Consider the following 15,141-nt stretch of genomic DNA (forward strand, 5'->3'; position numbering starts at 1 on the left):
TCTATCAAGTCACTCCCGGCCGGGCTCTCACCCGTGATCACCATGGACACGTCATTACCGAAGCCACACACAGCGGGCAGATCACGTTGGAGTCACCCGGCGACCACGCCAGGCCCCGCCCCGTCGAGCAGCGCCCCGGTAGCAGAACCCTGACAGAGAGATCACGTTCAGTAGGGGAGCACGCGTCGTACCAGGCCTGTCATCGTGGTGATGGCGGGGTCATCCTCGTGACGGCTCGCCTCGACCGGCGGTCAGCGGTTGCCGGCCGCACTCCGCGAGGCATTCGTCTGCATCACCCGGGCTGCAGGCCTGGTGAAGCAGGGGACCGGGTGGTGAACGTGGTCATTCCGGGCTGGTGGCGGACGTCAGCGGACGGGGGGAGCCGGCGTGGGTGTGCCGTCGGCGGCGTCGGCGGCCTCGATGTCGTCGCGGCTGATGCCGAGCAGGTAGAGGATCGCGTCGAGGTACGGGACGTTGACGGCGGTGTCGGCGGCGCTGCGGACGATCGGCTTCGCGTTGAACGCGACCCCCAGGCCGGCGGCGGCGATCATGTCGAGGTCGTTGGCGCCGTCGCCGACGGCGATGGTCTGCGAGAGCGGGATGCCCTCGGCGGCGGCGAACCTGGCCAGCGCGGCGGCCTTCCCCGCCCGGTCCAGCACGGGCCCGACCAGCCCGCCGGTCAGCACGCCGTCGGCGATCTCGAGCGTGTTGGCGGCGGAGTAGTCGATGCCGAGCTCGTCGGCCAGCGGGTCGGTGATCTGCGAGAACCCGCCGCTGACGATGGCGCACTTGTAGTCGAGCCGCTTCAGCGTGCGCACCAGCGTCCGCGCGCCGGGCGCGAGCTGCACCTCGGCCCGGACCTCGGCGACGGCGGAGGCGGGCAGCCCGGCGAGCAGCCGGACCCGCTCGCGCAGCGACGCGGCGAAGTCGAGCTCGCCCTGCATGGCCCGTGCCGTCACGGTCGCGACCTGGTCGAGGACTCCGGCGCGGGCGGCCAGCATCTCGATGACCTCGCCCTGCACGAGCGTGGAGTCGACGTCCATGACGACGAGGCGCTTGGACCGGCGCAGCAGGCCAGACGGCTGGACGGCGACGTCGGCGCCCTCGGCCAGCGCAACGGCGGCGAGCTCGGTCTTCAACCGGGCCGGGTCGGCGCCCGACACCTCGAACTCGATCGACGTGACGGGGTAGGAGGCGAGGCGCACGATGCGGTCGATGTTCGCGCCGGCCTTGGCGACGGTGTCGGTCAGCGCGGCGACGGCGCCCGGCCGCAGCGGGAAGCCGAGGACGGTGATGTGCGCCCGGCCCGGGGGACGACGGTGGTCGCCGTGGCCGGGCGCGATCTCGACCTCGACGCCGAGCTGGTCGCCCAGCGTCACCAGCGCGCGGCGGAACGCGACCTCGTCGAACGACGCGAGCGGGTTCAGCAGCACGGCCAGCACCAGCCGGGCGCGGACCGTGACCTGTTCGACGTCGAGCACCTCGACGTCGTGCGAGGAGAGGGCGGTGAACAGCTGCGCGGTCAGACCCGGCCGGTCGCGGCCGGTGAGACTGACGAGCAGGGTGTTCGCGGGGGGTTCCGGTGGCAGGCTCATCGCAAGGCCATTATTCCTTCTGCCTCGTGGGACGTGCCGCCGCCTGGGACCTCGCGGTCGGGTGGCGCCTCATCCCTGGCGTACGGCCAGCGCGTTGCACGCGGTGGCCAGGGCCGAACGCGACGCCCGCTCGAGCGGCTGCAGCGCCGCCCGCCGCGAGCTCGCCTCCGTCGCCGTCACCGCGCCACCGTCGTCGCCCAGCGCGAACCGGACCACGGCGAGCAGCCGCGCCGCCCGGGCGGCCACGGCCTGGGCCTGCTGCGGGAACGCACGGGGCAGCGGATCGGACTCGCGGTTGGCCCGGATGTCGCCGAGCAGCGCCTCGACCTCGGGCCGCCACGACGGCACGTCGAGGTCGGTGAGCGTCGACCCGGCCGCCAGCAGCGCCGCCGTCAGCTCCTTGTCGGCGTCGGACAGGGACGGACCCGGAGGAGCCGGCTGCGCCGAGCGGACCATCCAGGTGACCAGGTGACCCTGGTCGCCGGGCGGGCCGAACGTGCGGACGTCGGGCACCAGGGCGTACGGGGCGCCGTCGGCGATGACCACCTCGCCGGCGTCGACCGCGTAGCCGTTGAGATCGGCGGGACCGCCCAGGCCGGTGGGGTCGCCGGGCGCAGGCAGGGCGACCAGGAACGCCGTGGCGCCGGCGCCGCGCAGCGCCTGCAGCGCCTCGGACAATCCGGTGGCGGTGGCCGCGCCGGGGACGTCGACGGCGTCGTGCGGCTCGTCGTCGGCGCGGACGCGGTCGACGACGTCGTCGAGGCCGGCCTCGTTCCGCAGCCAGGCCGTGCCCCACGCCGCGAGGCGTGCGGAGCGGGGGAGGGTGACCATGACCCAGAGCCTACGACCCGCGCGAGGATCGATGCCGACCGTGAGGTCCCCAAGCGGCGGTGAGTCCTGTCAGGGGGAAGGCGGATAGAGTCGGGCGGGGGTTCGGGGCGAGCACCGCCATCGCCTCCGTCAGCCGTTGTCGAGGGAGCCGGTCCACGCGATGTCCGATGTGCTCGAACTTGCCGACGTCACACTCGTGCGCTCGGGGAACCGGCTGCTCGACGAGGTCACCTGGTCGGTGACCGACGGGCAGCGCTGGGTCGTCCTCGGCCCGAACGGCGCCGGCAAGACCACTCTGCTGCAGATCGCGGCAGCGCAGATGCATCCCACCAGCGGCTACGCCGCGGTCCTGGGCGAGATGATGGGCGCGGTCGACGTGTTCGAGCTGCGGCCGCGCATCGGCATCACCAGCGCCGCGCTGGCCGAGCGCATCCCGCGCCAGGAGTCCGTGCTCGACGTCGTGCGGACCGGCGCCTACGCCGTCGTCGGCCGCTGGCGCGAGTCGTACGAGGACCTCGACGACGACCGCGCCCGCTGGCTGCTCGGCCGCATGGGCGTGGCGCACCTCGCCGAGCGCACGTTCGGCACCCTGTCCGAGGGCGAGCGCAAGCGCACGCAGCTGGCCCGTGCGCTCATGGCCGATCCCGAGCTGCTGCTGCTCGACGAGCCCACCGCCGGCCTCGACCTCGGCGGGCGCGAGACCCTGGTCGCCACGCTCGGCGAGATCGCCGCCGACCCCGCCTCGCCGGCCACCGTGCTCGTCACCCACCACGTCGAGGAGATCCCGCCCGGGTTCACCCACGCGCTGCTGCTGTCGGCCGGCCGGGTCGTGGCCTCCGGGCCCATCGCCGAGACCCTGACGGACGAGCATCTGACGACGGCGTTCGGGCTTCCGCTGCGCCTCCGGCACGAGGACGGACGGTGGTCGGCGCGCGCCGTCGCGGGCGCGCGCGAGAGCGTCGGAACACCATAGACTCGACCCTATGCAGGACTTCCTGGACTGGCTCGCCGACCACGACTGGGTCGCGTGGCTGGGCCTGGCGTTCGTCCTGGGCATCGTCGAGACCACCACTCTCGACCTCATCTTCCTCATGCTGGCCGGCGGCGCCCTGGCCGGTGCGCTCGCCGCGGCCGTCGGCATCGACGCGCTGTGGCTGCAGATCGTCATCGCCATCGCCGTCAGCGTCGCGCTGCTCGGGTTCGTCCGGCCGGTCGCCAAGAAGCACATGCGCACCGGTGGCAGGACCCGCACCGGCGCCGCCGCGCTGGTCGGCCGCAAGGGCGTCGTCGTCGAGACCGTCGACTCCGAGCGGGGCCTCATCAAGCTGGCCGGCGAGATCTGGACCGCGCGCAGCTACGACGGCACCTCCGTCATCGAGGCCGGCCGTGACGTCGATGTCATCGAGATTCAGGGCGCGACGGCGCTCGTGTTCGACGCCGACCCGCGCTAGAACCCTCGACACCGTGACGGCCGTCACCCACTGATAGGTTGTCGCAGACTCGCCTGGCCCCAAGGAAATGCAGCGGAAGGTCGTTCATGGAAGCCGGTCAGATCTTCGTCCTCCTCGTCGTCATCCTGTTGGCCATCTTCGTGCTGGTGACGCTGGCCAAGTCGGTGCGCATCGTGCCCCAGGCGCGAGCCGGCATCGTCGAGCGGCTCGGCCGCTACCAGCGCACGCTCGACCCCGGCCTGACGGTGGTGGTGCCGTTCATCGACCGCGTGCTGCCCCTGCTCGACCTCCGCGAGCAGGTCGTGTCGTTCCCGCCGCAGCCGGTGATCACCCAGGACAACCTGGTGGTGTCCATCGACACCGTCATCTACTACCAGGTCAACGACCCCAAGGCCGCGACGTACGAGATCGCCAACTACATCCAGGGCATCGAGCAGCTGACGGTCACCACGCTGCGAAACGTCATCGGTGGCATGGACCTCGAGCGCACGCTGACCAGCCGTGAAGAGATCAACAACGCACTGCGCGGCGTGCTCGACGACGCCACCGGCAAGTGGGGCATCCGGGTGAACCGCGTCGAGCTGAAGGCCATCGACCCGCCGCCCTCCATCCAGGACTCCATGGAGAAGCAGATGCGCGCCGACCGCGACAAGCGTGCGGCGATCCTCAACGCCGAGGGTGTGCGGCAGTCGCAGATCCTCACCGCCGAGGGCCAGAAGCAGTCCGCCATCCTCACCGCCGAGGGCGACAAGCAGTCGCAGATCCTGCGGGCCGAGGCGGAGAAGCAGGCCCAGATCCTGCGCGCCGACGGTGAGGCGAAGGCCATCGGCGCCGTCTTCGAGGCGATCCACCGCGGCAACCCCGACCAGAAGCTGCTGGCCTATCAGTACCTGCAGATGATGCCCGAGATCGCGAAGGGCGACTCCAACAAGGTCTGGATCGTGCCCAGCGAGTTCGGCAAGGCGCTCGAGGGTCTCGGCGACGCCGTCGGCCGGTTCGGTTCCGGCTTCGCGCCGGGCGCCATCCCGGTCGACGACCACGCGGCCGAAGAGGTCGAGGCCGCCGCGCAAGAGGCCGCCGCCGAGGGCGAGGCCGCTGCCGCCGCCGCCCAAGAGGAGGTCCGGCGCGCGCTGCAGGCGGCCGAGGTCGCGTCCGACCCGTCGACACCGCTCCCGCCCGCGCGCATCAACACCGGCGAGCCCGGCTCGTCGGAGGACTCCGTCTCGACGGGTGAGTTCGGACGCGTCAGCGGTGGCTCCGCGCCGTCCGGGGACGACGCGCCGACGAGCACCGGCCCGGCCATCGGGCGCGACCTGACCCAGGACGACGGCGCCGGCTCGCGTGAGCGCGGCGCGGACGACGAGTCGCCCTCGACGCCGCCGAGCCCGCCGGCTCCGCCCGCGCCTCCGGCGGGGTGAGCCTGCTCGACGTCGTCGCTATCGTCGCGGCCGGCTTCGCGGCGGGTGCGATCAACGTCGTCGTCGGCTCCGGGACGATGATCACGTTCCCGACGCTGCTGGCGCTCGGCTACCCGCCCGTGGTGGCCAACGTGTCCAACACGGTCGGGCTGGTGCCCGGCTCGGTCATGGGCGCCTGGGGGTACCGCGAGGAGCTGCGCGGCCAGCGCGGCCGAGTGCTGCGGTTCGGGCTGCTGGCTCTGATCGGCGGGACGGCGGGCGCCGTCCTGCTGCTCGCGCTGCCGCCCGGGGCGTTCGAGGCGATCGTGCCCGTGCTCATCGTGCTGGCGTGTGTGCTGGTCGCCCTGCAACCGTGGATCGCCCGGCGGCTGAAGGAGCGCCCGGCCGGGCGTGAGCACGGCGGACCCGTCGTCTGGTTCCTGATCCTGCTGACGGCGGTCTACGGCGGCTACTTCGGCGCCGCGCAGGGCGTGCTGCTGCTCGCCGTCATGGGCCTCGCGCTGTCCGACACGCTGCAGCGGCTCAACGCCGTCAAGAACGTGCAGGCCGGGCTGGTCAACCTGGTCGCCGGCATCGTGTTCGCGTTCGTCGCCGACGTCGACTGGGCGGTCGCCGGGCTCATCGCGGCCGGGTCGGCGCTGGGCGGCCTGCTGGGCGCGCGCATCGGGCGGCGGTTGTCGCCGGCGGTGCTGCGGGTCGTCATCATCGTGGTGGGTGTCAGCGCGGTCGTCTACCTGGTGACGCAGTGACGGGCGAGGCTCGGCCGCCCCGCATCGTCGGGATCGACGCCGTCGACGACGAGCGGCTGGCCGACTACGTCTCGCTGCGCGACGTGCAGCTGCGCCAGTCGCTCGAGGCCGAGCACGGGCTGTTCCTGGCCGAGGGCGAGAAGGTGGTGCGCCGGGCCGTCACGGCGGGGTACCGGCCGCGCTCGTTCCTCATGGCGCCGCGCTGGGTCGACGCGCTCACCGACGTGATCGCCACGGCGGGCGACGCCCCCGTCTACGTCGCGCCGGAGCCGGTCATCGAGGCCGTCACCGGCTTCCACGTGCACCGCGGCGCACTGGCGTCGCTGCACCGCCGGCCGCTGCCGCCGGTCGCTGAGGTGCTGGCCGCGGCGGCGCGCGTGGTCGTGCTCGAGGACCTCGTCGACCACACCAACGTCGGCGCGATCTTCCGGTGCGCCGCGGCGCTCGGCTGGGACGCCGTCCTGCTGGGGCCGCGCTGCGCCGACCCGCTCTACCGGCGCGCGGTCAAGGTCTCGATGGGCACGGTGTTCTCCGTCCCGTACACGCGGGTCGAGGAGTGGTACGACACGCCGGGCGCGCTGGCCGCGGCGGGCTTCGAGACGCTGGCGCTGACGCCGGCCGACGACGCCGTCGACCTCGCCGACGTGGTTCCCACGGACCGGACGGCGCTGCTCGTCGGCGGCGAGGGGCACGGGCTGTCGGCGCGGTGGATGGCGGCGGCGGACCGCCGGGTCCGGATCCCCATGCAGGCCGGCGTCGACAGTCTCAATGTGGCTGCGGCGACTGCTGTGGCCTGTTATGCCCTGCGTCGGCACAGGTAATCTATGCCGATCATGCGTGGGGGAAACGGTTGCCGGCCCGGCGGACAGCACCGATGAGGGTCAAGCGCGCGCGAGCCCATGGCGCCGTCATCGCCACGGTCGCCGCCTGGGTGCTCGTCGTCGCCGCCGTCACCACCGGACTGGTCGGCTACCTGGTCGTGGCCAGCCAGGACGGTGTCCGCGAGGCCCTGCGCGACGCCCCGCCCACGGAGGCCGCGGTCCAGGCGACCACCCGCCTCGGGCCCGACCCCGCCGACCAGGACGCCGCCGTCCGCGACGCCGTCGCCGCCCGCTCCGGCGGGGCGCCGCTCGAGGTGTACCGCAGCCTCGCCGGCGGCGAGGACGCGCTGGCCGTTCCCGGCAGCGACGAGGAGGCGCGCGGCGTCCTCGCCGTCTACGACGACCTCGGCGCGCACGCCGAGCTGGTCGACGGCGTCTGGCCCATCGAGGCGCAGGCCACGCGCGGCGGGACCGTCGCCGCCGCCCTGCACGCCACCGCCGCCGAGGCGCTCGGCCTCGCCACCGGCGACGACATCCTCATCGGCGCCACCCGCGTGCTGGTCAGCGGCACCTGGCTGCCCGCCGACCCGGCCGATCCGTTCTGGTTCGGCGACCCGCTCGAGGTCACCGGCGTCGACGGCTCCGCCTACGGGCCGTTCGTGATCAGCGAGGCCGCTCTCGCCGCCGTCGAGCCGGCGCCGCAGGTGCGCTGGCGGGTGACCCCGCGGGCCGGCGACATCACACCCGGCCAGGTCGCGGCACTGGCCGGCGATCTGCCGGGGCTCGCCACCACGCTCGAGGAGGACGACCGCGTCAACGTCCGCGGCGTCGCCGTCAGCGGCGAGCTGGCCGCCATGGCCGCCGCCCTCGAGGCCGACGTCGACCGCGGCACCAGCGTCTCGGCCGTCCCGCTCATCGTGCTCGTGGCCGTCGCCGTCGTCACCGGGGCGCAGGTCGCCCGCCTGCTCGGTGTCGTCCGCGAGGTCGAGACGACGCTGCTGCGCTCGCGCGGGCTGTCCGCGGCGCAGCTGGTGTGGTGGTCGGTGCTCGAGTCGGTGGCCGTGGTGCTGCCGTCGGCGGCGCTCGGCTCGGCGGCGACGGTGGCCGCGCTGCGGGCGAGCGGCGGCCCGGCCGTCGACGTGAGCGTGGCCGCCTGGTGTGCCGCCGGCGTCGCCGTCGGCACCCTCGGACTCCTGGTCACCGGCGCCGCCCTGACCGCGCGCCACGGGGTCGAGGACACCGTCGCGTTCACCAGCCGGCGCGCCACCGGGGCGATCGGCTGGACGTTCGCCGCCGTCGCGCTGATCGCCGCGGCGGTCGCGATCTGGCAGCTGCGCCGCTACGGCACCGGCGCCGACGGCGGCGGCAGTGCGGACCTGCTGGCCACGCCCGGCCCGGCGCTCGCGCTGCTGGCCTGCGCGGCGGTCGCGCTGCTCGCCGTCCCGTTCCCCCTGGCCCTGGCCGAGCGCGCCCTCGCCGGCCGCCGCCGGCTCGGGCTGCTGCTGCCGGCCTGGCAGGTCACCCGCCGGCTGCCGGTGTACGCGTCGGTGGTCGTACTCGTGGTGGTGACGGCGGGCGCCGGCGTGCTGGCGGCCGCGTACTCCGCGACCTGGACCGGCCTGCAGGAGGATCTCGCCGACGTGCGCACCGGCGCCGACGTGCGGGTGACGTTCGACCGCGCCGGCCCGCTGACCCAGGCCCGCCCGGCCGAGTCCGCCGAGCCGTTCCTGCGGGTCGACGGCGTGGACGACGCGGTCGGCGTGCTGGCCACCGGCGCCCGCATCGGCGACGAGAGCGCCGCCCTGCTGGCCCTCCCGTCCGACGGCCTGCGCGACGTCGTCGAGACCCGCGACGACGTGTTCCCGGCGGCCCGGGTGGCCGACGCCGTCACCCCCGCGCGGGAGCGCATGACCGGCATCGAGCTGCCGGCCGGCACCGAGCGCATCGAGGTCGAGACCGACGGCGTCGCCGCTGCCACGCTGCTGGTCGCCGACGCCGACGGCGTGCTGGCCCAGGCCGTGGTCGAGGACGGCGTGGCCGAGGTTTTGCCCGGTTTCGGCACCGTCGTCGCCGCCGACCTCACCGTGTCCGTGGCCGGCCCGACCGCTGCCGCCGTCACCGCGCTGCGCGCGGTCGACGGCTCCGGCACGGCCACCGACCTGCCGCTCGACGGCGTCGCGCCGTGGACGCCGCAGCTGGCAGCCAGCTACCGGGTGAGCCTCGGCGACCCGGGCGAGTCGCCGTTGTCGGCGGCCATCCACGCGAACAGCACCGGCGCCACCGTCCGGCTCATGCCGCCGGGCGACGCGAGCGAGCCGGTCCCGGTCGTCGCGTCGCAGGCCGCGCTGGACCGGTTCGGCCTCGAGATCGGTGACCCGGTCAGCCTGCACGTCGTGGGCACCCGGGTCGACGCGCGGGTCGAGTCGGCCGTGGCCGTCGTCCCGGGCGTGGCCGACCCCGTCGCGTTCGTCGCCGACCTGCCGAGCGTCACCGACTCGCTGCTGCGCACCGCCGGCCGGCCGCAGCGCATCACCGAGGTCTGGCTGAGCGCTGGGGTGTCCGGCGGCGCCGGCGGCGACACCGCGGCCCTCGCGGCGGCCGTCGAGGACTCCGGGGCGGCCGTCGCCGCGCAGGTCACCGACCGGCAGACGGTCCGGTCCGGGCTGCTCGACCACGGGCTCGCGCGACACGTCGTGCCGGCGTTCTGGTCGGTGGCCGCGGCGGCGATCGTGCTGACGGCCATCGGCGCGGTCGCGTCGGCGGCGACGCTGCAGCGGCAGCGCCGGGGCGAGCTCGCCGTGCTGCGGGTCGTGGGCGTGGCGCCGTCGGAGCAGGCCCGGTCGCGGCGCATCGAGCAGGCCGGCATGGGGATCCTGGCCATGGTGGCGGGTGCGGTGGGCGGGGTGGTGGTCGCCGCCTTGACGGTGACGGTCCTGGCCCGGGCCGCGACGTCCGGGGTGCCGGAGGCGCTCGACCCGGTGGGCGGGGCGAGCCTGGGCGCGCTGGCGGTGTTCGCGCTGGTGCTGGCCGGTGTCGTCGCTGCGGTGGCGCTGCTGCACGCCTCGCGCGCGGGGCGTGACGCGGCGGCCGCGGTGCCGGGGGAGGAGCGGCGATGAGGCGAGCGAGCGGAGTGGTCGCCGGAGCCGGGCGCGGCGCCGCCGGGCGCGGCGGAGGCGCCCGCGCAGCGAGCGAGTCTCGGAGCGCGACCGGGAAGGTGGCGCGACGGTGAGCCGGGGTCTCGGGACCGGGCGGCTGTTCCGCCGCCAGTTCCTCGCCGACCGCGCGGCCGCGCTGGTCGTGGTCGGCGTCGTGTTCGTGCTCGCGCTGGTGGCGGCCGCGCTGCCACGGCTGGCCGAGCAGGTGTTCACCGACGACCTGCGCTCGGAGATGGCCGGCACGCCGGCGACGCTGCGCGACGTGACGTCGGTGGCCGCCGTACCGCCGGCCCTCGGCAGCGGCGACGACATCTGGGCGTCCTTCGGCAGGGCGCTCGCGTCGGTCCGCGACGACGCGCCGGCGGCGGTCCGCGAGGCCACGGGGCCGGGCCGCTTCGTCGTCACCACGCCGCCCGCCCGGGTCGAGGTGCACGCGCCCGAGAGCGCCACCGACGTGCTGCCCACCGTGGACCCGTACTGGTCCGAGACCGTCCGCGTCGTCGAGGGCCGGGCGCCGGCGCCGCCCGTCGTGCCCGAGACGGCGGGCGAGCCGGTCGTCGTCGACGTCATGCTGGCCGCGACGTCGGCCGAGACACTGGGCTGGGCGGTCGGCGACACCACCACCGTCGCGCCGGCGCGCGGCGCCACGGCCACCGCGTCGCCGCTGATCTACCGGCTGTCCGGCGTGTACGAGCCGATCGACGCCGAGGCGCCGGTGTGGGCGCACCACCGCGCCGCACTCGAGCCCGAGGTCTTCGACGACTGGGACCGCGGCCGGGTGCTGACGGTGGCCGCGTACATCGAGCCGAACTCGTGGCCCGCGCTGGCGCCGATCATCGGCTGGCCGGTCGAAACCAGGCTCTGGTTCCCGGTCGACGTGTCGCACGCGCGGGCCGGGTTCACCGAGCCGCTGCGCGACGGGCTGAGCCGGTTCGTCGCCGCCGCCCCGACACTGGCCTCGGGCGACGTCGCCGACCCGACCCGCACGCTGGTCAGCCCGATCCTCACCACCGGCTCCATCGACGTGCTCGACCGCGTCGCCGACCGGCACGCGAGCTCGTCGGCGGTCATGGCGATCGTCGCCGCCGGGCCGCTGGGCGTCGCCCTCGCGGTGCTGGCGCTGGCCGCCCGCCTCATGGTCGAGCGGCGGCGGACGGCGCTCGGGCTCATCGGCGCCCGGGGCGCCTCGCCGCTGCAGCTGCGGCTGCTCATGGGCGTCGAGGGGCTGCTGCTCGGGCTGCCGGCCGCCGCGCTGGCCACGGTGCTGGTCCGGCAGGTCGTCGACGGCCGCGGCGGCAGCGCAGGACTGCTGCTGCCGCTCGCCGTCGGGCTGGCTCCGGCGGTCCTGCTCCCGCTGGCCGCGCGCCCGAAGGGGCTGCGCGCCGTGCGCCGCGACCTAGGCCTGGGCCGGCCGTCCCGGGCCCGCAAGCTGGTCGAGGGGCTCGCCGTCGGCGCGGCCGTGGCATCCGCCGTCGCGCTCAACGCCCGTGGCCTCGACGCCGGCGACGGCGGCGGGGTCGACCCGCTGACGGCCGCGACCCCGCTGTTGCTCGCCCTCGCGGTGAGCGTGCTGGTCATGCGGCTGTACCCGCGGCCCATGGCGGCCATGGGCCGCATGCTCGGTGGTCGCCGCGGCACGGTCGCCTACCTCGGCGCCGCGCGCGCCGTCCGCGACCCGGTCGCCGGCTTCGTGCCGATGCTGGCGCTGGTCGTGGGCATGTCGATCGCCGCGTTCTCCACCGTCGTCTGGTCCACCACGGAGCGCGGCATCGAGCAGACCGCCTGGCAGCAGGTCGGCGCCGACGTCCGGGTGTCCGGGTCGCCGCTGAGCGAGGCCGAGCTGGCCGCCGTCCGCGAGACTCCCGGTGTCGCCGCCGTCGCGACCGTCGTCACCACCGGGCCGACGCTGTTCAAGGTCGGCCCCATCGACAACCGCATCCCGCTCTACGTCGTCGACGTCGCCGAGCTGGACGCCGTGCGAGCGGGCGGGTCGGCGCTCGACCCGCTGCCGGACGGGCTGACCACGCTCGGACCCGGCGGCGAGGTGCCGCTGCTGGTGGCCGACGGCATCGTCGACGACGGCGCCACCGGCACGCTGACGCTGAGCGAGCGGCTGAACGCCGTGGTGGCCGGGAGCGCCGGCACGATCCCCGGGCTCACCACCGGCAGCCAGTGGATGCTGGCCGACCGCGGCGTGCTCGAGGAGGCCGGCGTGACGATCATCCCGCCGCGGCTCACACTGGTCGACCTGAACGACAGCGCCAGCTCGGCCGCCGTGGCGGGCGCGATCGGCGCGCGCACGGTGACCACGCCGGACACCGCCATGGCGGACCTGCGCGGACCGGTCAACGACGGCACCGCGCGGGCCATCGTCGGCGCCATCGCACTCACCGGGCTGTTGTGCGCGGCGGCCGTCGTGCTCACCATGGTGGTCGGGGCGCCGTCGCGCGGGCGGCTGCTCTCGCAGCTGCGCACGCTGGGGCTGTCCGGCCGGCAGGGCGAGGGCCTGGTCGTCTGGGAGGCCGCTCCGGTGGCGGCGGTGTCGCTGGTGACGGGGCTGCTGCTCGGTGTGGTGCTGCCGTGGGCGGTGCTCTCCGGCGTCGACCTGCGGTCGCTGACCGGCGGCGGCGAGCAGCCGGCGGTGCACCTGCCGCTCGGTCTGCTGGGTGCGGTGACGCTGGGCTTCGTGCTGGTGGTCGCGGTGGCGGTGGTGGTGGCGGTGCTGACGGGACGGCGGCCGGCTCCGGCCGGCGTGCTACGGATGGGTGACGAGACGTGACAGAACTGCTGGTGGACGACCGGAGCGCCGACCGGCGCGACATCGTGTGCGAGGACCTCGTGCGCATCTACACCGCCGAGGGCGTGGAGGTGCAGGCGCTGCAGGGTCTCAACCTGCGTGTCGATGCGGGTGAGGTGGTCGCCGTCGTCGGCGCCTCCGGGTCCGGCAAGTCGACGCTGCTGAACATCCTGTCCGGGCTCGACACCCCGACGGCCGGCGTCGCGAAGGTCGCCGGCCACGACATGCTGACCATGAAGGGCCGCGAGCGGGTCCGCTACCAGCGCCACACCGTGGGCTTCGTGTGGCAGCAGACGTCGCGCAACCTGCTCCCGTACCTCACGGCTGCCGAGAACGTCGCCGTCCCGGCCGCGATCGCAGGGCGCGGTGGCCGCAGACGTGGGGAACGGGTCGACCTGCTGCTCGAGGCGATGGGCGTCGGGCACTGCCGCGACCGCCGTCCGGCCGAGATGTCAGGCGGCGAGCAGCAGCGGGTGGCCATCGCCGTCGCGCTGGTCAACGAGCCGCGCGTGCTCCTGGCCGACGAGCCCACCGGCGAGCTCGACGAGGCCACGTCGGCCGACGTGTTCGAGGCGATCCGGCACGCCAACACCGAGTTCGGCGTGACGGTGCTGGTGGTGACGCACGACCAGGCGGTCGCCGGGCACGTCGGGCGGACGGTGCAGATCCGCGACGGCCGCACGGCGACGGAGATCCTGCGGCGCACCGAGCTCGACGAGCACGGCCAGGAGCAGCACATCGCCGAGGAGTTCGCCGTCCTCGACCGCGCCGGCCGGCTGCAGCTTCCCGACGAGTTCGTCGGCGCGCTGGAACTGCGCGACCGCGTCCGGCTGGCGCTCGAGCAGGACCACATCGGGGTGTGGCCCGACGAACGGGTCCGTCGCACGGAAGGGGTCGCCGGTGAGTGAGGGTCACGCCGTCCGGGCGGTCGCCGTCAGCCGGGTGTTCGGCAGCGGCGCGCGCGAGGTGCACGCCTGCAACCGCGTCGACCTCGAGGCCCACCCCGGCGAGCTGCTCGTGGTGAAGGGGCCGTCCGGGTCGGGGAAGACGACGCTGCTCAACCTGCTCGGCGCGCTGGACCGGCCGACCAGCGGGCAGGTGTTCATCGGCGACCTCGAGGTGTCGGCGATGAGCGAGAAGGACCTCGTCCCCGTGCGCCGGCACGAGATCGGCTACGTGTTCCAGTCGTTCGGCCTGATCCCGATCCTCACCGCCGCCGAGAACGTCGAGATCCCGCTGCGGCTGCAGGAGCTCGACCCGGCCGCGCGGACGGCGCGGGTGGCGCAGCTGCTGGCGCTGGTCGGCCTCGAGGGGCACGCGGAGCAGCGGCCGTACGAGCTGTCCGGCGGCCAGCAGCAGCGGGTGGGCATCGCGCGGGCGCTGGCGGGTGACCCCGAGGTGCTGATCGCCGACGAGCCGACGGCGCAGCTGGACACCCGGACCGGCGCCTCGGTGATGGCGCTCATCCACCACCTCGTGCGCACCCGCGGCATGACCGCGGTCGTCGCCACCCATGACCCCGCGCTGATGGAGCAGGCCGACCGCACGGTCGAACTGCGCGACGGCCGGGTGGTGGACGCCGCGGTGGCGTGACCGCGCGGTGGCGTGACCGCGCGGTCTCTCGGGTTGGCGCATCCGCCCAGCGACCGGTCTGTGGTGTTCGGCAGCCGGTCCCGCCGTGGCCGGATGCGCCGGGCCGCCACCCGCTCTCCGCCCCCGGATTGATCACGTTCAGCAGGGGATCGCGTGTCGCACGAGGCCTGTAGGCGTGGTGATGGTCAGGTCATCCTCGTGACGGCCCGTCCTGGCGGCCGGCGGGCCGGGACCGCGGCGGGGCTGACCGCCCGGCTACCCGTGGACAGGTAGCGGCCAGCCCGACTGAAGTCACAGCGGTAAGAGCCGCCGGGGCCGGTGTTCGGCCGGCGTCAGGGGCTGGCGAACGCCGCATCTTCGGCGCAAGGCGCACCCGGCGCACCGCGACCCCCACGGCGACGCCGCAAGCTGACGCCGTCGTCGCTGGTCAGACCGCCACTGGCTGGAAGATCGACTCGATCAGCGGCAGGTCGCCGTTGAACACGGCGGCCGAGCACTCGCGGCAGGCGAACTCCACGCCCATGCCGCCGGGGACCTTGTCGAACTCGGTCTCCGCGTCGCACTCGCTGCACCAGGCCGTGAGGGAGCCGATGAGCAGCTCGGGCGCCGCGACGTTCAGATCTCGTCTTGCCCTCATGGTTCGAGAGTGACACGCCAGGTGGACGGGGCCGAGGAGGCGCGCCGGGGCGTGCAGGAGCCACACTAGGCTTGGACGGGCACGACGACGAGGT

11 protein-coding genes and 1 pseudogene are annotated in these 15,141 nt (G+C 74.8%); 9 read left to right on the top strand and 3 right to left on the bottom strand.

The features are described 5' to 3' along the window. Window positions 1–365: 365 nt before the first annotated feature. Window positions 366–1,595, bottom strand: a complete 1,230-nt coding sequence (serB, locus tag E1212_RS19105; RefSeq protein WP_131985348.1) for a phosphoserine phosphatase SerB — start codon at window positions 1,593–1,595, stop codon at window positions 366–368. 69 nt (window positions 1,596–1,664) lie between these two features. Beyond that, window positions 1,665–2,426 (bottom strand): hypothetical protein, encoded by a 762-nt coding sequence (locus tag E1212_RS19110; RefSeq protein WP_131985350.1) that lies wholly within the window; start codon window positions 2,424–2,426, stop codon window positions 1,665–1,667. A gap of 160 nt (window positions 2,427–2,586) precedes the next feature. Between E1212_RS19110 and E1212_RS19115 the strand changes: the two genes are divergently transcribed. The 9 genes and pseudogenes from E1212_RS19115 (at window position 2,587) to E1212_RS19155 (ending at window position 14,410) form a co-directional block, all read left to right on the top strand. Next, a complete protein-coding gene (locus E1212_RS19115; RefSeq protein ID WP_131985352.1) occupies window positions 2,587–3,399 on the top strand; it encodes an ABC transporter ATP-binding protein in 813 nt (270 codons plus the stop codon). A gap of 10 nt (window positions 3,400–3,409) precedes the next feature. Further along, window positions 3,410–3,877, top strand: a complete 468-nt coding sequence (locus E1212_RS19120) for an NfeD family protein (RefSeq protein ID WP_131985355.1) — start codon at window positions 3,410–3,412, stop codon at window positions 3,875–3,877. A gap of 86 nt (window positions 3,878–3,963) precedes the next feature. After that, window positions 3,964–4,869, top strand: a pseudogene (locus tag E1212_RS19125) (SPFH domain-containing protein); the annotation flags it as partial. A 422-nt stretch (window positions 4,870–5,291) separates the two neighbouring features. Next, a complete protein-coding gene (locus E1212_RS19130) occupies window positions 5,292–6,044 on the top strand; it encodes a sulfite exporter TauE/SafE family protein (RefSeq protein WP_131985359.1) in 753 nt (250 codons plus the stop codon). After that, a complete protein-coding gene (locus E1212_RS19135) occupies window positions 6,041–6,865 on the top strand; it encodes a TrmH family RNA methyltransferase (protein WP_203417006.1) in 825 nt (274 codons plus the stop codon). Before E1212_RS19130 ends, E1212_RS19135 begins: the two co-directional genes overlap by 4 nt. A 53-nt stretch (window positions 6,866–6,918) precedes the next feature. Then, a complete protein-coding gene (locus E1212_RS19140; RefSeq protein ID WP_131985361.1) occupies window positions 6,919–9,981 on the top strand; it encodes a hypothetical protein in 3,063 nt (1,020 codons plus the stop codon). A 109-nt stretch (window positions 9,982–10,090) separates the two neighbouring features. After that, window positions 10,091–12,799: an FtsX-like permease family protein gene (locus tag E1212_RS19145; protein WP_131985363.1), complete on the top strand. Its 2,709-nt coding sequence runs from the start codon at window positions 10,091–10,093 to the stop codon at window positions 12,797–12,799. Then, window positions 12,796–13,725, top strand: coding sequence for an ABC transporter ATP-binding protein (locus E1212_RS19150; protein WP_131985365.1), 930 nt, complete (start codon window positions 12,796–12,798; stop codon window positions 13,723–13,725). Before E1212_RS19145 ends, E1212_RS19150 begins: the two co-directional genes overlap by 4 nt. After that, the gene (locus E1212_RS19155; RefSeq protein WP_131985367.1) at window positions 13,718–14,410 is read left to right on the top strand and encodes an ABC transporter ATP-binding protein; all 693 of its coding nucleotides are present in this window, start codon (window positions 13,718–13,720) and stop codon (window positions 14,408–14,410) included. The genes E1212_RS19150 and E1212_RS19155 overlap by 8 nt, the downstream gene beginning before the upstream one ends. 427 nt (window positions 14,411–14,837) lie before the next feature. On the opposite strand, the gene E1212_RS19160 is transcribed toward E1212_RS19155, so the two are convergent. After that, entirely contained in the window at window positions 14,838–15,047 is a 210-nt protein-coding gene (locus E1212_RS19160) for a hypothetical protein (protein WP_131985369.1), read from the bottom strand. Window positions 15,048–15,141 lie beyond the last annotated feature (94 nt).

Source organism: Jiangella ureilytica (genome assembly GCF_004348545.1).
Lineage (GTDB): Bacteria > Actinomycetota > Actinomycetes > Jiangellales > Jiangellaceae > Jiangella > Jiangella ureilytica.